Below are 20387 nucleotides of genomic sequence, written 5' to 3' on the forward strand. Positions count from 1 at the left end.
AACACTAGGCTTGGTCGAATTCCGATAGAAGAAAAGATGTTTACACAGGTTCGCTCAGCCAATCGCAGAGTTTCACCTGTCGAGAATCACAGCCATAAAGCAGTGATGAAGGCTGTTTATGTGGTTCTTGAGCCTCAATATCAAAATGCCCTTACACAGGCTGCAAACTCATTAAACGAGCAAAATGGTCCTATTGGTATTGAACTTAATGGGTATTTAATAGAAGAACTTAGAAATACAGACAATTATGAAAGCTTTAAAAAAGATATAGAAAAAGCAGATTTATTCGTAGCTTCATTGATTTTTATTGAAGATTTGGCTCAAAAAGTCGTTGAAGCAGTTGAACCTCATAAGGAAAATCTAAAAGCGGCGGTGGTATTTCCATCAATGCCTGAGGTTATGCGATTGAACAAATTGGGCACTTTTTCAATGGCTCAGTTAGGTCAAAGCAAAAGCATCATTGGTGATTTTATGAAGAAGAGGAAAGAAGCAGGCGGGGCTGGTTTTCAAGATTCGATGTTAAAGCTTCTAAATACTCTTCCATCAATTCTTAAGTATCTGCCTGTTGACAAGGCTCAAGATGCTCGCAGTTTTATGCTTAGTTTTCAATATTGGTTAGGAGGTACTCCAGATAATCTAAGGAACTTCCTCTTAATGCTTGGAGATAAATATGTATTCCCAGAACTAACTTTAGAACAAGAACAAATTCAAGTTGCGGAGCCAGAGGTTTTTCCAGATTTGGGAATTTGGCATCCATTAGCTCCAAGCATGTTTGAAGATAAAAAAGAATATTTAAATTGGATAGCTTCTAGAGACGACTTATCAAATAAGGCGAAAGAAGGTCCAGTAATTGGTCTTGTACTCCAAAGAAGTCATATTGTTACTGGAGATGACGCCCACTACGTTGCTGTAATACAAGAACTGGAGTATCGCGGAGCAACTGTCATACCTATTTTTTGTGGCGGATTAGATTTTTCAAAGCCAGTAAACGAATTTTATTACGACCCAATAAAACCAGATCAACCAATTGTAGATGGTGTTGTTTCTCTTACTGGTTTTGCACTTGTAGGGGGGCCAGCAAGACAGGATCATCCAAAAGCAGTTGAGGCATTAAAGAAACTCAATCGACCTTATATGGTTGCACTTCCACTGGTTTTCCAAACTACACAGGAGTGGGAAGGTAGTGATTTAGGTCTTCATCCAGTTCAAGTTGCACTTCAGATTGCTATTCCTGAATTGGATGGTGCTATCGAGCCAATAGTTTTATCTGGTAGAGATGATGCAACTGGCAAAGCCCACACACTTCAGGACAGAGTCGACGCAATAGCTGAGAGAGCTATTAGATGGTCATCATTAAGAATTAAAAAACGTGAGCAGAAGAAATTAGCTATTACTGTTTTTAGTTTTCCACCTGATAAAGGAAATGTTGGAACCGCTGCTTATTTAGACGTCTTTGGCTCTATTTATAGAGTTTTAGAAGAAATGAAGGAAAAAGGCTATGACATAAAAGATTTACCTAAGAATCCAAAAGAACTGATGGAGTCATTGATTAATGATCCTGAAGCATTACAAGGATCCCCTGAGCTCTCAATAGCACATCGAATGAGCGTAAAAGAATATGAAAAATTAACTCCATATTCTGACCGCCTTGAAGAGAACTGGGGAAAACCCCCAGGAAATTTAAATAGTGACGGACAAAATCTTCTTATCTACGGAAAAGAATTTGGGAATGTTTTTGTTGGAGTACAACCTACTTTTGGATATGAAGGTGATCCTATGAGATTGCTCTATTCCAGAAGTGCTAGTCCTCATCATGGTTTTGCAGCCTATTACACTTATTTAGAAAAAGTTTGGAAAGCTGATGCTGTCCTTCATTTTGGAACTCATGGATCTCTTGAATTCATGCCCGGTAAACAAATGGGTATGAGTGAGACTTGTTATCCAGATTCATTAATTGGAGGTCTGCCTAATCTTTACTACTACGCAGCAAATAATCCTTCGGAAGCAACAATCGCAAAAAGAAGAGGATACGCTTCAACAATTAGTTATCTAACTCCCCCAGCTGAAAATGCTGGACTGTATAAAGGTCTAAAAGAACTTGGAGAGTTAGTTGGTTCTTATCAGCAATTAAGAGAAAGTGGAAGAGGAATTCAAATAGTTAATGCAATTGTTGAAACATCAAAAAAATGTAATCTTGATGAAGATGTAAAACTACCTGAAAAAGATGCTTCTGAATTAGAAATTGATGAAAGAGATTTGGTGGTTGGAAATGTTTATAAGCAATTAATGGAAATAGAAAGTCGATTATTACCTTGCGGCTTACACACTATTGGAAAACCTGCCACTGCTGAAGAAGCGATTGCAACCTTAGTAAGTATTGCATCCATAGAAAGGGAAGATGATGGAATTAGATCCTTACCAGGTTTGTTAGCTGAATCAAAAGGAAAAACAATTGAAGAGGTCTATGAGGGTAATAACAAGGGCAAATTAGAAGATGTTGAGCTTAATAAATTAATTACAGAAACATCAAGAGAGGCAGTTGGTTCAATGGTTAAGTCTCTGACAGGAAGAGATGGGAGAGTAAATATGAAGAAGAGTATTTGGACACTAATTGTTGAGTTCTTAAGAGGTATTGGTTTCTCAATCCCATCACCATGGCAAACATCAGCAAAGAAAGCAGGTTTTGAGAATGTAAATGCAAGTTCACTTGATAAATTATTTGAATATTTGAGATTTTGTTTAGAACAAATATGTGCTGATAAAGAAATGGAGAGCCTTTTAAAAGCTCTCGATGGAGATTATGTTATTCCTGGCCCGGGTGGTGATCCTATTAGAAACCCTGGAGTATTACCAAGTGGTAAAAATATTCATGCATTAGATCCCCAGTCGATTCCAACTGTTGCCGCAGTTGCATCAGCTAAAGGAGTCGTAGACAAGCTTATCGAAAGGCAAAAAGAGGAGCAAGGCGCATGGCCTGAAACTATTGCCTGCGTTCTTTGGGGTACTGATAACATAAAAACATATGGAGAATCTCTAGCACAGATCCTTTGGTTTGTAGGTGTAAAACCAAAGCCAGACTCAGTGGGTAGAGTGAACAAATTAGAACTACTCTCTCTCGAGGAATTAGGAAGACCAAGAATCGATGTCGTTGTTAACTGTTCCGGTGTATTTAGGGATTTGTTTATTAATCAAATGGCATTAATTGATCAAGCAGTAAAAATGGCTGCAGAGGCCGATGAACCACTTGATCAAAATTTTGTAAGGAAACATACACTCGAGCAAGCAGAAAAGGAAGGAAAAAGCATTAGGGAATCTGCAAGCAGAGTTTTTTCAAATGCGAGTGGTAGTTATAGTTCAAATGTCAATTTGGCAGTAGAGAATTCGACCTGGGAAGAAGAAAATGAGTTACAAGAAATGTACTTATCAAGGAAGACCTATGCTTTCAATGCTGATAATCCAGGTGAAATGAATCAGAACAGAGATGTTTTTGAATCTGTTATGAAAACTGCAGATGTCACATTCCAAAATCTTGATTCCTCAGAAATATCACTAACAGATGTAAGTCATTACTTTGATTCTGATCCAACAAATTTAATCAAAAACCTTAGAGATGACGGTAAAGCACCAAGTAGTTATATAGCTGATACGACTACTGCAAATGCTCAGGTTAGATCATTAAGTGAAACTATTAGATTAGATTCTAGAACGAAATTACTTAACCCCAAATGGTACGAAGGTATGCTCAAGTCAGGATATGAAGGGGTGAGAGAGGTATCTAATAGACTTAATTACACATTAGGCTGGAGTGCAACTAGTGGCCAAGTCGATAATTTCGTATATGAAGAATCCAACGAAACTTTTATAAATGATCCTGAGATGAGGAAAAGATTAATGGAATTGAATCCTCATAGTTTCAGAAGAATAGTTGGTACATTACTAGAAGTTAATGGTCGAGGATATTGGGAAACATCCGATGAAAATATTGAACAATTAAAAGAACTTTATCAAGAAGTAGAAGATCGTATAGAAGGAGTTAATACAGAGGATTAAATACGTATTAAATTATTGATTTGGTCATTTTTATAACCTGAGAAATTTCTTTAATATCATGAACTCTTAAAATATCAACTCCAGCAATCACGCATCGAGAAGCAACTGCAGAGGTTCCAAATATTCTTTTGGTAGCGTCAGGTTCATTAATAACAGACCCGATAAATCTTTTTCTGGAGGCTCCTATTAATATTGGATATTTCATAGATACAAATTCATCTATATTTTTAAGCAAAGTTAAGTTATGATCTACATTCTTCGCAAAACCTAGTCCGGGATCAACAATAATCTGATCATTTTTTATACCCTTAGATACTGCTAAATCGATTTGATTTAATATTTCATTTTTCACATCTTCAACAACGTTTGAATATATAGCTAATGAATCCATTGTCTTGCTATTACCACGACTATGAGTCAATACATATGGGCAACCTTTATCAGCTATAACGTTAAATATTTCAGGATCATGACGTCCACCACTGATATCATTAATCCAATCGGCTCCTGCATCTAATACTTTCTTAGCAACTGAATGGTGAAATGTATCTACAGAAATGGGAACCTTCGGATGTAATAATTTTAATTCTTTTATTAATGGAGCCAATCTTTTAATCTCAATTTCGGCTCCAACCTCAGATGCACCAGGTCGCGTGCTCTGTGCACCAATATCCAGGATGTGTGCTCCTTGTTTAACACATATTGATGAATGATTAATCGCAGATGGTAAGTCAAAATAAAGACCTCCATCACTAAATGAATCTTTAGTGATATTTACTATTGCCATTAAATGGGTTTCTCTTTCCCAATGCTTAGGCAAGTATTTATTAAATTGATTCGTAGTTAGCAATTCTTGCAAAATTTGTAGGATCTAAAGAAGCACCACCAACTAATACACCATCAATGTCTGACATAGACATTATCTCATCAATGTTATTTGATTTAACTGATCCACCATATTGAATAATGACGTCTTCGAAACCAATCCATTTACGAATGAGTGAGCAAATTCTATTAGCTTCATGGGATTCACAAGTTTTACCTGTTCCAATGGCCCATATTGGCTCATAAGCAACTATTAACCTTTTTACATCTATCCCTTCAAGACCTTGATCAATTTGCCTTTTAATTACCCTTTCAGCTTCACCAAGCTCTCTTTGTTGATAAGTTTCTCCAACACAAACAATGGGAATTAATTGATGATCTTGTGCTGATTGAGCTCTCTTATTTATCTGTTCATCACTTTCACTAAAGTATTTTCTAGGCTCACTATGTCCAACAATTGCACATTTAACAGAAAGTTCATTAAGCATTAGAGGGGAGACCTCAGCTGTGTAGGCTCCACTGTCCTCCCAGTGAACATTTTGACTAGATAATGAAACGAATTCGCTTTTGTCTTTAACAAGCTCAGACAAAGGGTAGAGGGCTGTAAAGGGAGGTGCGATAACAACTTCCCTATCTTTCTTTGGTATATCTTTCAATAATGGAATAAACACTCGCATGTACTCAATAGCCTCAGTGCATGTCATGTTCATCTTCCAATTCCCTGCAATGACCGGTTTACGCACGCTGCTAGCTCCTCATTTTTCGCTTCTTGCCAACTTACGGCCTAGAGGATCAGAATTTGGAACTATGTATGTTTCATTAGCAAAAATAATTTGATCACCATCAATTAATTTTCGTCCTCTTCTATTCTCTACAATGCCATTAACGCTTATTCGCCCTGATCTGATAACCATTTTCGCTTCACCTCCAGTCTGAACGATCCCAATAAATTTTAGGTATTGATCTAGTTTCATTTACGAGCTTTTAAATTAAATATTGATATTTTGATGTAATGAACCCAAAAATCAAAATAGATCTTAACTACCTCTTAAGGAGACTTAAAGGACATACGCAGGTATTAATACTGGGTAGTATTAGCATGCTTGCATATGTTCTTTGTTGGCCCATTCTTGCATGGCTATCAGGTAAGTTAATACCGGCTATAGGTCGAGGGGATACAAAGCAAGTTTTAATAGTAATTGTACAAGCATTAATTATTTTTATCATTCAAAAAACAGCTCAATATCTACAAGATAGTCTTCTAGCTAAACCAGCATTAGCACTAGGTCAAGATCTAAGAACGACACTCTTTAAAAAACTTCAGAGAACAAATATTCTTTTTATTGAAAAACTCTCATCTGGAGATATCGCCTACAGACTTACTGAGGATGTTGATCGTGTTGGTGAGGTTATTTATAAATCAATTCAAGATACGACACCATCTGCATTTCAATTATTAGCAGTATTTGGTTATATGATATTTATTGATTGGAAATTATCACTTTCAACTATTATTTTAGCTCCCTTGATTGCCTTATTGGTAAGCGATTTTGGAGGAAGAGTATTAAAAGCTTCTGAGCAAAGCCAAAAGAAAATAAGTTCTTTAGCTTCTTTGCTATCAGAGGCTATACAAGGTTTGCCAATGGTTAAAGCTTTTGCAGTTGAGGAATGGTTGCAAAAAGATTTTGATATACAAGTTAAATTACACAAAGAGGCTAAATATAAAATGCTAACTCTTGTTGCACTTCAGCACCCAATAGTTGGTTTAATAGAAATAATTGGTATTTTGAGCATACTTACAATAGGTACTTATAGAATACAAAGTGGAGGAATTTCAAATGAAGAATTTGGAAGCTATTTTACAGCATTAATAATGCTAATAGATCCAATAAGTCACATAACAGTCAACTACAACGAGTTAAAGCAAGGTCAAGCATCACTAAGAAGACTAAATGAAATAACTACTAATCCACTAGAGGTATCTACATCCAATAAGGGTATTAAACCTAATAATATAAGTGGTAAATTATTATTTAAAAATGTATTCTTCTCATATATTGATAAACATAATGTATTAAACGATATAAATTTAGAGGTAGATAACGGACAAATATTGGCTTTGGTTGGGCCTTCAGGTGCAGGGAAAAGCACAATTTTTTCATTGATATTAAAATTCATTGAGCCAAGCAATGGATCTATATTTATTGATGACCACAAATTAGATGAACTCAATACTGACTACTTGAGAAAATTGATTGCTATTGTTCCTCAAAAAACATTTATTTTTTCTGGTACAATAGCTGAAGCTATAAGATTTGGAAGGACAGCTACTAGAAAAGATATTGTTAATGCTGCAAAAATTGCCAATGCACATAACTTTATTGAAAGACTTCCCAATGGCTACGAAACATACATAGAGGAAAGAGGTAGCAATTTTTCAGGAGGTCAATTACAAAGAATATCAATAGCAAGAGCTTTGCTAGGCGATCCCACAATTTTATTGCTTGACGAAGCAACAAGTGCACTAGATGCAGAAGCTGAGGAATCAGTTCAAAAAGGGCTTCAACAAGCAATGAGTAATCGAACTGTTCTTGTGATTGCTCATAGATTATCGACGATACAAAAAGCAAATAAAATAGCAGTAATTGAAAAGGGGAGAATTTGTGAAGTTGGTAATCATTATGATTTAATCAAGAAACAAGGTAGATATAAAGAATTTTGCGATAAACAGTTTATAGAGACTTATTAATAATATATTTAATGTTATATTATTAATAAGCTAATACTAAATTAATGACAAGTTTACCTTCAAATGAAAAAGAAGCAATACTTACTTTTGAGGATAACAAATATGATTTAAAAAGCCTACCTAAAGATGTAAAAGAGCTTATTAAAGGAATGCAGGTCGCTGATGCACAACTCAGAATGCACGAAGACACACTTAAAGTATTAGCAGTTGGACGACAACATCTAGCAATGCAATTAAAGTCTAAACTAGAATCAATTGAACCAATAAAGTAATAAATAATTTATTTATTTCATAGTAATTAAGTTATTAAAATAAAACTAATTTTACAAAACCTGGCATTTTTATTAAAAACATTCATTTTAGTAAATATTTCTTCTAACTAAAAAGAATAAACAATTTTCAACTGCCTTCAAAAACGGTGAAAATTGTGAGAGAATCTAAAGAAAACATGAAGGGGATGAGATGGAAGCTAAAGGCTACTGGTTAAAACAGGCCAAAATTGAAAGCACTGCACAATTTATAGAATACGTTAAAACCGTTGTCCCATGGCTCAGATCAGTTGGTGGAACAATAATTGCGAAAGATGTAAACCAAAATTCAGATCTAAACGAATGGGATGGTGGACAATTAGGAGTTATTGTTGAATTTGAATCTAAAGCCGCAGCACAAAAAGCCTTTAATTCATCTGAATTTCAAGAGTACATAAAATATAGTGGAATAGATAAACAGTTATCGCTGTCAATAATTGGATAATTGCATTATTCTCATGATTGAATAGGTAGAAATGATTAATTATGATAAAAGATTCCTCGACTCTTCAAAAAGGGCAAATACTTAGAATTGAAATAAACGAAGTCAAAGATCGTTTACCGCAAAATATTTTAGAATTAATTAAAAAGGAGCCTACGGTAGAATTAGTTGGATATAAAATGGTAGATGGGAATCAATTTGGCCTAGTAGTTAAACTTAAAAATGGTCAAATAAATTGGTTTTTCGAAAAGGAGTTATCAGTATTAATGTAATTAATACCTAGTTAAATCAATATTTATATGACTAAAAGATACATATTGGGATGACAAATGATTGATAAAGTATATTAATGCAAGTTGGATAAAAAGATTATGCCCTATAACCAAGTCACAGTTGTAATTGGAGGACTAATCCATATTCCTTTGATAATACTAGTTCTAAGATTTATTGAAAATAGATTTAACAAAAGAAGCTGGACTGAAGAAGAACTTAATTACAATAAAATGCAATAATAGATTATATTAATATAAATCTATTGTTAGACTTTATAAAATGACAAATTGAATTAATAGTGATAACCATTGTGATTACAGGCCCTTCTGGCTCTGGAAAGTCTTTTTTAAGCAATAAGTTATCTAAACTATATGAAAATTCAATACTAATAAAAACAGATTCATATTATAGAGATAATTTATTAATCCGTTTTTTATCTAAATTTTTATTTGATATTTATGATAGACCTTTAAGTATCAACAAAAATGAATTAAAAAAAACTATAGAATCTATTTATATGAGAAGTAGTGATATTAAATGCTTACAATATGATTTTATTAAAAAAAAATCAAGTACTTCAATTAAAAAAATTAATAATAAAGGTAAAAATCAAATTTTAATATTGGAGGGAATATTTGCTCATAGACTTGATTTAAATTATAGAAATACTGTAAATATTCTTTGTAAGGAAGACAAAGAAATCTGTTTAGAAAGAAGATTGAAAAGAGATAAATCAAATAGAGGTAGATCTCATGATGAGATTATAAAAAGATTTAGTAGCTCATGGAATTTATTTTATATAAATATTAAAAGCTATATAAATCAAAATCAAGTTATAAAAATAAATACATCAGATAAAATTAATTATAATAATTTAATTTATAAAATAAATAAACTTTTTTCTAATAATTAACTAAGAAAAATAAAATTACTATTTTTCTTAGTTAATATTAATTTTTGAAAGTAAATTTAAGTATTTATTTTTTTACCTCAGGAGCATTCATTCCATCATAGTCAGGTCCAACCATTAAACCAACAATCGCAAATAATGCAATTGATGCAACTCCAACCAATACTGCTGTTGGCGCTGGTGTACTTGTAAGACCAGCGATTAATAAATTACCCATGAAAGTTAAATAAAGCAAAATATAAATAGCAGAAAATGCAATAAATAATTTAATTAGTTACTGGTTTTGAATTAAATAATATAAAATAGACAATTTTATACATTGATAAGATAAGATTGTTTGACGGCCGTAAGATATTCTATACAAAATCATTTATTAATAGTTAGCACAAGATTAAAAAAGAATTATTGAAACTAGCTTCAAAAATTCTTTTAATATTGAGGAGCACAAAAAAAGTGGGTAAAAATGCACAGCACATTAACCCACTTGATTCAGACTAGATAATCTAGTTATTTAGATGTGTTTGGATCGTTAAAACCATCGTAATTTGGACCAACTACGACAGCCATAATTCCAAACAGAGCCATAAATGCGATACCTACGATTGGTGCAGTAGGAGCTGGTGTACTTAGTAGGCCAGCGAAGGTTAAAGGAAGCATGTTCTTTAGTAAGACCCAATATAAATACCAGTCATCAGGAGATATGACCATTGATATTTTACTTTGTAACATTTAGCTCTAGCAAAAGTAAGCTATGACTGGCTTTAGAAAGAGAATCATGAAGTAGATCAGTATATTGAATTTTCAATGTAAGGAAACCATCGCAACAGTAATAATTGGAATATTTGCGGATAAACGGTATAACAATAACAAAAATATCAATAATGAACTATAAATTATTGGATATAATATTAATAACTAAAATATACATATATAATATAAGATATTAAAAATAAGTTCAAAATGTCTAAGTGATCAAACATTTACGTCCAATAACGCCTGTTGAAGAATTTGAAGAAGCTTGTAGAAAAGCTAAATTAGATAATAAAGAACAAAGAATCATAGATCATATAAGGTATGTTGGAGTTTTTACACAACCGTCGCTAACTAAAGAACTTAAATTAGATTCCAAGCCTCCCATCTTATCTGTGCTGTGTGAAATATGTAGAAAGATTGGCAAATTTATGCCTGAACACTTTAATGAGGTGAGAGTTTGGTCTAAAGAAATTAATGAGCATAAAGTAAAATGGGATGGAGACCTTATCTGCTCACTAGCCTGGGACAAAGACGGAGAACGATTATCACCAGAAAACGGGACCAGTCTTTACCATACTTTTGCTGTCCATAAAGAATTATTCCAGGGCCTAGATTAAAATTCTTTTATTGATAACAATAAAAAGTTAACCCTGACTTAAGTACTCAAACAAAACATTATTAAAACCTAACTCCTCGGCTGAATATTCAAGCATTAAATTATCAGATTCAATTTGAGAATAGAAGCATCTGATTTCATCGGATTCGTCTCCTGATAGTGGGATGCCGTCGACAACATCAAAGATGATTTTTTGTCGATCAATTTCCTGAAGAACCTCATTTGCCATAATGATCAAACTAAGTATTAACAAATTCATAGCCAACACTTTGGAACTAAAAAAGCAATTAAAACATTCCTTTACGAAAAGCTCACATAGTTAAAATAAAGAAACTTCTAATGGATGCAAAGAGTATTCATAGACTAAGGACAGAAGATTATTGACCAGAGAAGAATCTACAACTTTACATAAATTCACCTATGCTTTACATTCCTTATTAATAACTTTCGGACCGTGCTTGAACAAGAGGCAAATGTTGATGCAAGTGTAACAAGATCACCAGTCATAGCAGTAACTATGGCAACAAGTAGGCAAGGTATTGGAGTTGTTAAAGAATTAAGCAAAACCAAGAAATATCAAATACGTGCCATAACAAGAAACATAAAAAGTCCGAAAGCTATTGAGCTAGGGAGTCTTTTAAACGTAGAATTGGTCAAAGGTGATTTAATGGATCCTGAAAGCTTGAGTAGAGCTTTTGATGGAGTAGACGCAATTTTTGGTAATACTACTCCTACAAAAGGATGGCAAGTATTCAGAGGGAGTATTGTAAGGTCTTACGAAATGGAACAAGGCTTAAACTTGATTAATCAAGTTAAAGCTGCTTATAAAAAAGGACAACTAAGTCATTTTATATTCAGCTCAATTAGCAAGGCGAAAGATCCATTAAAAAATGATCCTGCTCCAGGACACTTTACGAGTAAATGGGATATCGAGGAATATATACAAAAATGTGATCTTAAAGAAATTACTACTGTCCTAAGGCCAGTTAGTTATTTTGAAAATTTTGAAAACAAATTGCCTGGATACACTATCTCTAAAAAGATATTTCCTGGAATCGTTAATAAGGATTTTAAGTGGCAGACAATTGCTGTTGAAGATGTAGGTAAATGGGTAAGAGGTGTATTATCGAAGCCTGGGAAATATAAGAATCAATCTATCAATATTGCAGGAGAGGAGCTAACAGGATTAGAAATGGCAATGATTCTCCAAAGGCTTGTTGCTTCAGAAGGACTTCTAACAAATTACGTAATGATTCCTAGAGTAGCTATGAAGTTACTTGAATACGATATTGGTGTGATGGCTGATTGGATCGAAAGAACAGGTTATGGAGCTGATATGAATAAACTTAAAATGATTCAGGCTGATTTAAATATTGTGCCAACTTCTCTCAAGGACTGGCTTAAAAGAAAACTTGAAGAACAGAACAAAAGACAAAATACATGGACAAGGCAATGGAAATCTTCTCAATGGAAGTTGCAATGGGATAAATAATTTCGTAAGAATTTTTGGTTAAATTAAAATCACAAACCATTAATCTCAATCGATTTTGCTATCGATCTAAGTAACTCTACTATCTCATTGTCATCACAACGTGTATCATCTTTTAGCTCTAGGCATAAATCTCTAATAGAAACATTAGTAGACCACCATATACCTGAAGTTTCAGTATCATCAAAGTTTAAATAGGACATTGGTTTTATCTGATTAGAAATTACGATATTTCTGAGCATTATTAGATGAGTTTTTTAATGCTTTTAATTCTTCAGGCAATTCCATATCTAAACCTTCTAACAATTTCTTTAAAAGGAGTTTATTATTTGTTTCGCTTTTACCAGGTCGATAATTGATAATAAAATAAAATGTAAGGCAACATACTAATAATATTAAAAATGAATATAAATACGTAGTGTTGATCATCAAAAAAATCTATTGCACATTCATATTCATACCAAATCGCACAAAAATCAATAAAAGTTATAAAAAAAATAATATAGGGGTTATAAAAAAAAATAAGAACATTATTCAAGACAAACGGGATAAGTATTTTTTACTAGTCGATGTAGTCTCTAGGGAAGGGATCTTGTTTCTCGAGTAGTAGATGTAATAAAAAAAAAATTTGAAATATCTAAAATAAATTAGAATTTATTAAAAATATAAGAGTTGTTTATAATTTAGATTAACATTCGAAGAAACTAGCAAATAAAGTCATAAAATAGACCAAATATTTTTTGATTTATGCTTACTAATATAAGTTATATATTTTTAATTTCAGCACTATTAATTTTTGGTGGGTGGACTTTTAAAGCTTTGATATCATTAGCTCAAGGAAAACCTATAGAAATAAATCTCAAAAACCCACTTAATCTGAGGGCAAGGTGGCCTAAAGATACTAAAAAGAAGTAAAGAATTATCTAAGAACTCAAACATTATTTTTACTCAGTGTTATTGACCCTTTTGATAGATTATCATTAATATATAATTCCAAATGTTTAAAACAAGATAGATGCTCGAATCCTTAGATCCTTTTCAACAACTATTACTAGGTGTATCTAGCGTCGGTTTACTAATGATAGTTTTAGTGATATTTCTTACAGCAAGTCCTAACTTTGAAAACACAGACAGATTAAAAAAGATTTTAGATTTTATGGATAAAAAGAATTAAATTCCTTAATAAGAAAATTATAGAAGACTAAACTTTTACAGTAAACGAAAATCTAGTAACTTTCTAATATTCTCAAAGTTTAACTTATTCTGATAAATCTCTAAATCATAACTAATGTTGATGGTAATTCTCACTTCTAGATATGCTAAAACAATTATTCGAAAATAATAAATACTTGATTTTTGCAGGTCTAAGCACCTTATCTCTTGTATTCACGTCAATCTCAATTATTTCTCTGTCAAAATCAGTTAATGAAATTTCAACTGATTTAGAACCACTTTCAACATGGGCTGAGTCACAAAATGACTGCATAACAAAGACATTTCGTATCGACGGAAAGAATACACAAGGAATCCCTTCAAAGGTATGGAGCTGTAATGGAGGTGGCCAATAGCACCATTTTACGGCTCCGAATTGCGCCTAGTATTCTCCCCATCTTTTTCCAATTTCATATCCCCATTGCTTGGCAAGTGCTACGACATCTTCATGCGTTTGACATCTAATAATTAATTCATATTTGTCTGGAGAGTTTTTAATTAGTTCAACCAACTTATTTAGTTGATCAATTTTGTATAGGAAACATTCATAATCTTTTTTCGACATCTTTACTTTATATCTGACTATTAAATAATAGATTTATCACAATATATATATAAATGAAGTGAAGGTAATTTTATTAAATAATAAACTTGATAATTAGGATTGTGAGTGATTTGGCTGTTTCCAAACATATCTATCGATTGCTTTTTCCTTCTTTACGGCAACACAGTTTGTAGCTATATGCCAAAGAGACTTATGGATTGGGGTAGGATTGTAGAGATATACTTTTGGAAATTTTTCTTTCAAAATTCTAGTTGCAAGTCTTGCATGATAGTGAGGTATTGTTGGTTCAATATGATGAATAGCGTGAGTAGAACCTATTGAGTGATGGAGAAAATCTAAAATTCGTCCATAAGGTCTATCTATAGATAAGAATGCTCCTCTCATGTACGAAAATTGACTTGAACCTAGATGTGGAACATCCGTGTCTGTGTGGTGAAGCCATGTATAAATAACAAGCCAAATATTGACAACGACTAGAGGTCCTAGGTAAAGACTAATCATTGAATTTATTCCAAAATATAAAGTCCAAGAAGTCAATAACAGCAACATAAAAACAATTCCCCAATCTGAGATCCATACCTTTTTGGCCCATATGGATGGCCATAGTTTTTTCGAGAACGGGGCAGCTGGCCAGAAATGGTTGCTTGTCCCATACTTAGGTCCACCTGTTTTGCCCAAAAGTAAGTACGCTGGCCATCCAAGAATCAAGTGAAGGAATAATTGATTGAAGCCATAGAGAATTTTCCCAAGGAATAATGATGACTCCATTTCATTTTCACCACCCTTTTTTTCAGATTTACCATCCCCGGAAATCACAACAGGAACATGCGTCTCACCATCTGTTATGTGATTAGTAAAGGCATGGTGAACTGCGTGTGATCTTTGCCATGAAAAGTAAGGGACAAGTAAAAAAGAATGAAGGGCATATCCGATAAGTGTTTCTAATCTACGATTATCTGAAAAAGCACCATGTCCACATTCATGAGCTAAGACCCAAAGTCCCATTGATGTTGTTCCAGAGAGTATTGAATATAAAATCCAAAGTGGAATCATTTCTTTAGTAAGAGGAATAGATAGTCCAAGCAGAACTACAAATATCTGAATCCCTATCGTCCTGCAGAGATAAAAAAGTGATCTATTCGTCTGGCGAGTAAAGCAATGCCTAGGGATAGCCCCTCTAACATCTTTTCTCGATGGAATATCATTAAGTGAAATTTCTAATGCTTTCCCCTTTAGTCCAGAGGGAAGGAACGAATTTTTGATAATTTTTTTTTTGTTCATCTCGCATTTAGTAAGCAAACTTTTTTCCAATTTTTTTAATCACATGATTAGCTCTTATACGACGTTACCTTCTATGGTCCTATGAGGCTATAGCAATTTCTAATATTCACAAAAATATTTCCTCATAGAACAATAAATTGTTATTAAAGAGCCTTTATTTAATCTAATCCTTAACAAAATAATAACTATAAGATTGATAAAAAATACTAATATATTCTAAAATTTATTATTTCTACTTTCTGGATACTCAACTGATCCATCCTCCTTCCTTATAGGTTTTGAATATAAAACTCTTAATAAACCTTTGGTATCCATATTAGGACTTGTGATGAAAAAGCTAATAAGAAAAAAACCACCAAAAATTACTAATACAATTATGAGTGGTAAAGTAAGGCCCATTTCCGAGAATGATAGTAAGAATAAAAACATTTTAGATAATAATAAATAGAACGATATTTTTAATCATAGACGATCTCTTAAAGTGAAAAAGAATTGTAAATGATTACAAAATTATTTACAATTGAATTTTCTCGAAAGGAGACTCAATTATATCTTTATTTTTAAGAAATACATTATATGTATTTTTATCTTTTTTAAAACTTATATTTTTAAAAGGCTTTCCATCAATAAAATGCATAGCGGAACCACCTTCTATCGCAATACAATTATTTATTTTTTCATCAAGTAATAGTTTTTTTACATATGGAATGCGTTCAGGCTCTTCATCGTAATGAGGACAGCATGTGCCTTTAATAAAATCTAAACAAGGCAAGGTCTTTAATTCATTATCCCATGAATCTGTAATTCCATTAGTAAACCAACAAATAGCGCCAGCACTTACTCCACTCATTATTACCCCATCATTATATGCATGATTAAGTAATGAACTCATACCCCAATCATTCCACACGGCAAGCATGCTCTTTGTATTACCACCACCAACAAATACCACATCCTGATTCAAGATATGATTATGGATATCAATAGTTCTTTTGAAAAATTCAATATGAGATGGTACACAATTTAAGCGTGTAAAAATCGAATAGAAGCGAACAATATATGAATCATCGTCTCCAGTTGCAGTTGGTATGAAACAGATTTTTGGGGAATTTTTATCTGAGAGATTAAGAATATATTTTTCGATTAAGTAAGGTGAATTACTTCTCCCAAAACCTCCACCACCAATTGCGATAATATTTTTTTTCAAAGAGCTATAGTGTAACTTTTCAAATAATACGACTATAAAAAATATTTATGACAAAAACTAATGAAATGTTTTTTAATTAGAATATGAATTATAAAACACTCTTTACTACCAGCAAATAATACTCCCGTCCCAGGCAAGAAACTTACCAGAATCTGATGGTTCTTGATCAGAGATAACATTAATCAAATACTCACAAGATTGAGAGGGAGTAAAGAGCTTTCCATTAGGTACTGAAGTCTGAAATGGTTTTGATAATTTAGTGTCACAAGTACCTGGATGCAACATTGATACAATTGCAAGCGGATATTTTCGACGCCATTCAATACTAAGGGTTTTCAGTAATTGATTTTGAGCAGCCTTAGAGGCTCTGTATGAATACCAACCACCTAGCCTATTATCTCCAATACTACCAACTCTGGCGCTTAAACTTGCATAAGAGAAGGGACAGTCTGTTCTTATAAATTTTTCAATTGATTTTGCAATTAAGATAGGAGCAATTGCATTAATCGAAAAATTCTTAATAATATTAGAGCGATTTATATGTGATAGTCTTTTTTCAGGTTTTACAAGATTTGAATGAAGAAAACCACTTGTATTTATGACAAGTCGAAGCGGCTCATTAAAAAGCTCAAGTTGGTTTTCAAATGAATTATATGAATTCTCATTCTCTAAATCTAAATAAATAGAATTTTGATTATTATTAAGATCTCGTCCACATATAAAAACATCAAGCTTTGGAGCGACAGTCGACAAATAATCAAAAATACATCTACCAATGTCCCCAGCTCCAATTATTAGTGCAACACCCTCCCAATCTCGAATCGTCATCTTATTAAAAAATTTAGCTCAATGATAGAGAAGTATTATGTAAATCGGGACAAAATAATTTTTCAATATATCTAGATTAAATCATTATATGATGAATAAAGTATAGAATAAAATAAAAGTAGTGACAAAATGGAAAATGATTGGTTATATGAATTTCAACAATACATTAAAAAGTTTGCAGCTTTAATCATTTTAGTTTTTTTAATAATAATAATTTTAATTGTCTTACTTTAAGATTATATACTAGATAAATACATTAGAAACCACCATATTCACTAAAAATTGTTAGATTAATAGGAAAACACATGGCGATAACAGCAACTTATTACGGTGCTAATGGTTGGCTTATTGAATTTGATCACACAAGAATTTTGATAGATCCTTGGTTGAATGGAAATTTGACATTCCCCCCTGGAGACTGGCTGATAAAAGGTGAATTATCCAAACAAATTGAAATCCCCAAAGACATTGATTATTTATTACTAACACAAGGCCAACCGGATCACGCCCATCCTCCAACACTTCATAACATAGATAAAGGTACTTCTGTAATTGCCTCAGAAGCTGGAAGCAATGTTGTTCGGCAAATAGGTTTTAATAAAATAAATTCTCTAAAACCGGGAGAAAACTTTAAAGATAGAAATTTAAATATACAAGCTACTTCAGGGGCAGCAGTACCAAATATTGAGAATGGCTATATTATTGAATCAGGTGAAGATTCTATTTATATTGAGCCACATGGATTTCTTGATAAGAAAATAAAACCAAGAAATATAGATTTAGTCATAACACCAGTATTAGATTTTTCATTGCCAATCGCAGGTAAATTTATTAAAGGTAAAACTATATTACCTGAATTATTAAAGCTATTTAACCCAAAATTAGTTTTAGCAAGCACAACAGGGGGAGATATTACTTTTACGGGATTAATAAACAATCTTATTAAAGTTGATGGATCAGTTGAAGATATAAGTTTATTTAAAGATACTAGTACTAACTTTATTAATCCTGAACCATTAAGAAAATATCAAATCAGAGAATATGCATAAAGATATTAGTATTGTATTACTTAGTTTACTCTTCCTGCATAATATAAAATTGGGAAACTTCGTTTAGCATTTTTATAACAACTTCGTTTCTACACTTTGTTCTTTCTTGAAGTCTCATGCAGGCTTCCTTAATGTTTACAAAAGCGTCTTCTCTCATTTCTGAAAACTGTTCTTCAGTAGACTCAGCTTTACTCATTGTGACTAATAAAAAATTTTCTTATATTAGTATACTCAAACCTCAAAAAAAACACCGCCTAAGGATTAATTAAATCTGATAATGATTTAAATTGCTTACGATATATAATAAGGGTTTTTAAATCTGGAAAACCTTCTTTTTTTAGTTTAGATATGAATGATTTCTCAAAGCCTAATATTTGCTGAGTAGAACCATTCTCAACATCAGGGCTAAATAAAGAATTTGTCTTGTCATATAACGTTTGATAGAGATCTAAATCGGCTTGATTATCAAAAACAGAACCATCTTCGGCCGTAAAAGATTTTTTATTAATACTTTTAAACAAATAAAGCGTAAGAAATGCTATTGCAACAATTATAAAAATAGCTATTGCTATAAATGTAATATCCATAAATTTAGTTAGAACTAGATTACATAATAGATGAAAATGATTAAAAATGGAACATATTATTGTTAAAATGAGTATCGTCACTTAATTCAAATGAAAAGTTATTTGAAAGCAATACACAATATATAAAATTCTATATAATAAATAAGTACTAAAATTATGTAGAAATGTATTTTATCATTTTAATCTTAATTATAATACCATTAACTATTGGTATTTTTAATTATTTAATTAATAGGAAAAGGAGAGATTATTATGTTAGAGCTGGTAAAAAATGGGATGGAATAGTTAAAGAGCTAAGAAAAAGAAAATAGATTCTTAATTATATTCTCCTGGTACATCATTTTTTTGAACTGTAATTCTTCCAACTTTTTTACCTGAAAATCTTAGCAATTCATCTCCTGAAAATTCATAACCCTTCTTTAAAGCAATAAGGGCAACATCATCTGCCGTCGAGGAAGAGAGCACTTCTTCTTTTAAAGAGTCATCATTCTGCATTTCCTTCAAGAAATTTCTTATTTGATCTAATGACATTTCAGAAAATGGAATACATTTTATTTCTTTATATTAACATAGAACTATAGTATTAAATATGAAAAATAAACTACAAAAAAATTATTTATTGCCAAGATTATAAATTATGAAGACTAGATGTATAGTTGAACAAACTATATAAAAATATGCAGTTTCCTAGTATTATCAATTATAATATTTATAAATTAATCCCCTATACTCATTTCCAGAGCTTCAAATGTATGAATGTATTTCCAGCGCATTATTTAATTCATCACTAAGACTATATAAAAACTTTAAATATTAAATTTTTGTGATAGTGTACTCAAAGCACTTATTGATAAAATAAAGACGTTAAAAATTCAGGTTATCTATGTGCCCATATAAGCTTTAATGAAACAAGATAAAAATAAAAGATATAGACATCAGCCTATTCCTTAAGGTAACTAATATGGATTCTCGTTAGAATGCCCCCAATCACAAGGCAATGCCAAAACCCAATCATCAATAGAAGTTCCTAGCCATTCCCTGTATTCTTGAAATATACATCTTCTGATATTTGTATCAGATTCAGACTCAATTCGCCGCACAGCATATGAAACAACATCATTGAGGGTTGACTTCAAATCATTATCATCATTCATTTAATCAATTACAAATCTAATCCCCTTAGACATAGCAATAAAAACTAGAAATAAAAACATTAATGGTTATAGGATCATAAAAACGTAGA

General features: G+C 32.1%; 29 protein-coding genes. 13 read left to right on the top strand and 16 right to left on the bottom strand.

Going from position 1 to position 20387, the window contains the following annotated elements; all coding sequences use genetic code 11:
• The first annotated feature begins 36 nt into the window (after positions 1 to 36).
• Positions 37 to 4050, top strand: a complete 4014-nt coding sequence (locus AC6EIW_RS01980; RefSeq protein WP_498520948.1) for a magnesium chelatase subunit H — start codon at positions 37 to 39, stop codon at positions 4048 to 4050.
• 7 nt (positions 4051 to 4057) lie between these two features.
• On the opposite strand, the gene folP is transcribed toward AC6EIW_RS01980, so the two are convergent.
• From folP to AC6EIW_RS01995, 3 genes are read right to left on the bottom strand one after another with little or no spacing between them, the layout of a single operon-like run.
• Positions 4058 to 4837, bottom strand: a complete 780-nt coding sequence (gene folP, locus AC6EIW_RS01985) for a dihydropteroate synthase (protein ID WP_498521600.1) — start codon at positions 4835 to 4837, stop codon at positions 4058 to 4060.
• Between the two features lie 40 nt (positions 4838 to 4877).
• On the bottom strand, positions 4878 to 5618 hold the full coding sequence (tpiA, locus tag AC6EIW_RS01990) for a triose-phosphate isomerase (protein ID WP_498520949.1): 741 nt from the start codon (positions 5616 to 5618) through the stop codon (positions 4878 to 4880).
• Between the two features lie 12 nt (positions 5619 to 5630).
• A complete protein-coding gene (locus AC6EIW_RS01995) occupies positions 5631 to 5849 on the bottom strand; it encodes an RNA-binding S4 domain-containing protein (protein WP_498507303.1) in 219 nt (72 codons plus the stop codon).
• 38 nt (positions 5850 to 5887) lie between these two features.
• On the opposite strand from AC6EIW_RS01995, the gene AC6EIW_RS02000 reads away from it, so the two are divergent.
• The 6 genes from AC6EIW_RS02000 (at position 5888) to AC6EIW_RS02025 (ending at position 9560) form a co-directional block, all read left to right on the top strand.
• Entirely contained in the window at positions 5888 to 7624 is a 1737-nt protein-coding gene (locus AC6EIW_RS02000; RefSeq protein WP_498520950.1) for an ABC transporter ATP-binding protein, read from the top strand.
• A 44-nt stretch (positions 7625 to 7668) separates the two neighbouring features.
• A complete protein-coding gene (locus tag AC6EIW_RS02005) occupies positions 7669 to 7896 on the top strand; it encodes a DUF6447 family protein (RefSeq protein ID WP_498520951.1) in 228 nt (75 codons plus the stop codon).
• Between the two features lie 190 nt (positions 7897 to 8086).
• Positions 8087 to 8377: a DUF1330 domain-containing protein gene (locus tag AC6EIW_RS02010; protein ID WP_498520952.1), complete on the top strand. Its 291-nt coding sequence runs from the start codon at positions 8087 to 8089 to the stop codon at positions 8375 to 8377.
• A gap of 41 nt (positions 8378 to 8418) precedes the next feature.
• Entirely contained in the window at positions 8419 to 8646 is a 228-nt protein-coding gene (locus AC6EIW_RS02015) for a DUF2862 domain-containing protein (protein WP_498520953.1), read from the top strand.
• Between the two features lie 99 nt (positions 8647 to 8745).
• Positions 8746 to 8886 carry a hypothetical protein gene (locus AC6EIW_RS02020; RefSeq protein WP_498520954.1) on the top strand — a complete coding sequence of 47 codons (141 nt, stop codon included), beginning with the start codon at positions 8746 to 8748 and terminating at the stop codon, positions 8884 to 8886.
• Positions 8887 to 8945: 59 nt separating this feature from the next.
• Positions 8946 to 9560 (top strand): uridine kinase family protein, encoded by a 615-nt coding sequence (locus AC6EIW_RS02025; protein WP_498520955.1) that lies wholly within the window; start codon positions 8946 to 8948, stop codon positions 9558 to 9560.
• Between the two features lie 64 nt (positions 9561 to 9624).
• Here the strand turns inward: AC6EIW_RS02025 and AC6EIW_RS02030 are convergent, their stop codons facing one another.
• Positions 9625 to 9774, bottom strand: a complete 150-nt coding sequence (locus tag AC6EIW_RS02030; RefSeq protein ID WP_269612944.1) for a hypothetical protein — start codon at positions 9772 to 9774, stop codon at positions 9625 to 9627.
• Positions 9775 to 10064: 290 nt separating this feature from the next.
• Complete coding sequence (locus AC6EIW_RS02035) at positions 10065 to 10286, bottom strand: hypothetical protein (RefSeq protein WP_498520956.1); 222 nt, start codon at positions 10284 to 10286, stop codon at positions 10065 to 10067.
• Between the two features lie 239 nt (positions 10287 to 10525).
• On the opposite strand from AC6EIW_RS02035, the gene AC6EIW_RS02040 reads away from it, so the two are divergent.
• Positions 10526 to 10927 carry a hypothetical protein gene (locus AC6EIW_RS02040; protein ID WP_498520957.1) on the top strand — a complete coding sequence of 134 codons (402 nt, stop codon included), beginning with the start codon at positions 10526 to 10528 and terminating at the stop codon, positions 10925 to 10927.
• Between the two features lie 27 nt (positions 10928 to 10954).
• Here the strand turns inward: AC6EIW_RS02040 and AC6EIW_RS02045 are convergent, their stop codons facing one another.
• Positions 10955 to 11155 (bottom strand): hypothetical protein, encoded by a 201-nt coding sequence (locus tag AC6EIW_RS02045; protein WP_498520958.1) that lies wholly within the window; start codon positions 11153 to 11155, stop codon positions 10955 to 10957.
• 225 nt (positions 11156 to 11380) lie between these two features.
• Between AC6EIW_RS02045 and AC6EIW_RS02050 the strand changes: the two genes are divergently transcribed.
• On the top strand, positions 11381 to 12418 hold the full coding sequence (locus tag AC6EIW_RS02050; protein WP_498520959.1) for an NmrA/HSCARG family protein: 1038 nt from the start codon (positions 11381 to 11383) through the stop codon (positions 12416 to 12418).
• Between the two features lie 29 nt (positions 12419 to 12447).
• On the opposite strand, the gene AC6EIW_RS02055 is transcribed toward AC6EIW_RS02050, so the two are convergent.
• Positions 12448 to 12618, bottom strand: coding sequence for a hypothetical protein (locus AC6EIW_RS02055; protein ID WP_498520960.1), 171 nt, complete (start codon positions 12616 to 12618; stop codon positions 12448 to 12450).
• 544 nt (positions 12619 to 13162) lie between these two features.
• Between AC6EIW_RS02055 and AC6EIW_RS02060 the strand changes: the two genes are divergently transcribed.
• The 3 genes from AC6EIW_RS02060 to AC6EIW_RS02070 all read left to right on the top strand — a co-directional run bounded on the left by AC6EIW_RS02060 (position 13163) and on the right by AC6EIW_RS02070 (position 13983).
• Positions 13163 to 13330, top strand: coding sequence for a hypothetical protein (locus tag AC6EIW_RS02060; RefSeq protein WP_498520961.1), 168 nt, complete (start codon positions 13163 to 13165; stop codon positions 13328 to 13330).
• 100 nt (positions 13331 to 13430) lie between these two features.
• Positions 13431 to 13589 carry a hypothetical protein gene (locus AC6EIW_RS02065; protein ID WP_498520962.1) on the top strand — a complete coding sequence of 53 codons (159 nt, stop codon included), beginning with the start codon at positions 13431 to 13433 and terminating at the stop codon, positions 13587 to 13589.
• Positions 13590 to 13731: 142 nt separating this feature from the next.
• Positions 13732 to 13983: a hypothetical protein gene (locus AC6EIW_RS02070; protein ID WP_498520963.1), complete on the top strand. Its 252-nt coding sequence runs from the start codon at positions 13732 to 13734 to the stop codon at positions 13981 to 13983.
• 26 nt (positions 13984 to 14009) lie between these two features.
• On the opposite strand, the gene AC6EIW_RS02075 is transcribed toward AC6EIW_RS02070, so the two are convergent.
• From AC6EIW_RS02075 to AC6EIW_RS02095, 5 genes are all read right to left on the bottom strand, one after another.
• A complete protein-coding gene (locus AC6EIW_RS02075) occupies positions 14010 to 14192 on the bottom strand; it encodes a Nif11 family protein (protein WP_498520964.1) in 183 nt (60 codons plus the stop codon).
• A gap of 93 nt (positions 14193 to 14285) precedes the next feature.
• Positions 14286 to 15473: a fatty acid desaturase gene (locus AC6EIW_RS02080; RefSeq protein WP_498520965.1), complete on the bottom strand. Its 1188-nt coding sequence runs from the start codon at positions 15471 to 15473 to the stop codon at positions 14286 to 14288.
• A gap of 216 nt (positions 15474 to 15689) precedes the next feature.
• Entirely contained in the window at positions 15690 to 15902 is a 213-nt protein-coding gene (locus tag AC6EIW_RS02085; RefSeq protein WP_498520966.1) for a hypothetical protein, read from the bottom strand.
• An 85-nt stretch (positions 15903 to 15987) separates the two neighbouring features.
• The gene (locus AC6EIW_RS02090; protein WP_498520967.1) at positions 15988 to 16680 is read right to left on the bottom strand and encodes a Type 1 glutamine amidotransferase-like domain-containing protein; all 693 of its coding nucleotides are present in this window, start codon (positions 16678 to 16680) and stop codon (positions 15988 to 15990) included.
• Positions 16681 to 16785: 105 nt separating this feature from the next.
• The gene (locus AC6EIW_RS02095; protein WP_498520968.1) at positions 16786 to 17508 is read right to left on the bottom strand and encodes an SDR family NAD(P)-dependent oxidoreductase; all 723 of its coding nucleotides are present in this window, start codon (positions 17506 to 17508) and stop codon (positions 16786 to 16788) included.
• Positions 17509 to 17813: 305 nt separating this feature from the next.
• Here AC6EIW_RS02095 and AC6EIW_RS02100 point away from each other — a divergent pair, with 305 nt between their 5' ends.
• Positions 17814 to 18557: an MBL fold metallo-hydrolase gene (locus AC6EIW_RS02100; protein WP_498520969.1), complete on the top strand. Its 744-nt coding sequence runs from the start codon at positions 17814 to 17816 to the stop codon at positions 18555 to 18557.
• Positions 18558 to 18582: 25 nt separating this feature from the next.
• Here the strand turns inward: AC6EIW_RS02100 and AC6EIW_RS02105 are convergent, their stop codons facing one another.
• The 4 genes from AC6EIW_RS02105 to AC6EIW_RS02120 all read right to left on the bottom strand — a co-directional run bounded on the left by AC6EIW_RS02105 (position 18583) and on the right by AC6EIW_RS02120 (position 20298).
• Positions 18583 to 18753, bottom strand: coding sequence for a hypothetical protein (locus AC6EIW_RS02105; RefSeq protein ID WP_498520970.1), 171 nt, complete (start codon positions 18751 to 18753; stop codon positions 18583 to 18585).
• 58 nt (positions 18754 to 18811) lie between these two features.
• Positions 18812 to 19144: a hypothetical protein gene (locus tag AC6EIW_RS02110; protein ID WP_498520971.1), complete on the bottom strand. Its 333-nt coding sequence runs from the start codon at positions 19142 to 19144 to the stop codon at positions 18812 to 18814.
• A gap of 315 nt (positions 19145 to 19459) precedes the next feature.
• Entirely contained in the window at positions 19460 to 19675 is a 216-nt protein-coding gene (locus AC6EIW_RS02115; protein WP_498520972.1) for a Nif11-like leader peptide family natural product precursor, read from the bottom strand.
• A gap of 425 nt (positions 19676 to 20100) precedes the next feature.
• The gene (locus AC6EIW_RS02120; protein ID WP_498520973.1) at positions 20101 to 20298 is read right to left on the bottom strand and encodes a hypothetical protein; all 198 of its coding nucleotides are present in this window, start codon (positions 20296 to 20298) and stop codon (positions 20101 to 20103) included.
• Between the last annotated feature and the right edge of the window lie 89 nt (positions 20299 to 20387).

The organism is Prochlorococcus sp. MIT2308, assembly GCF_059772345.1.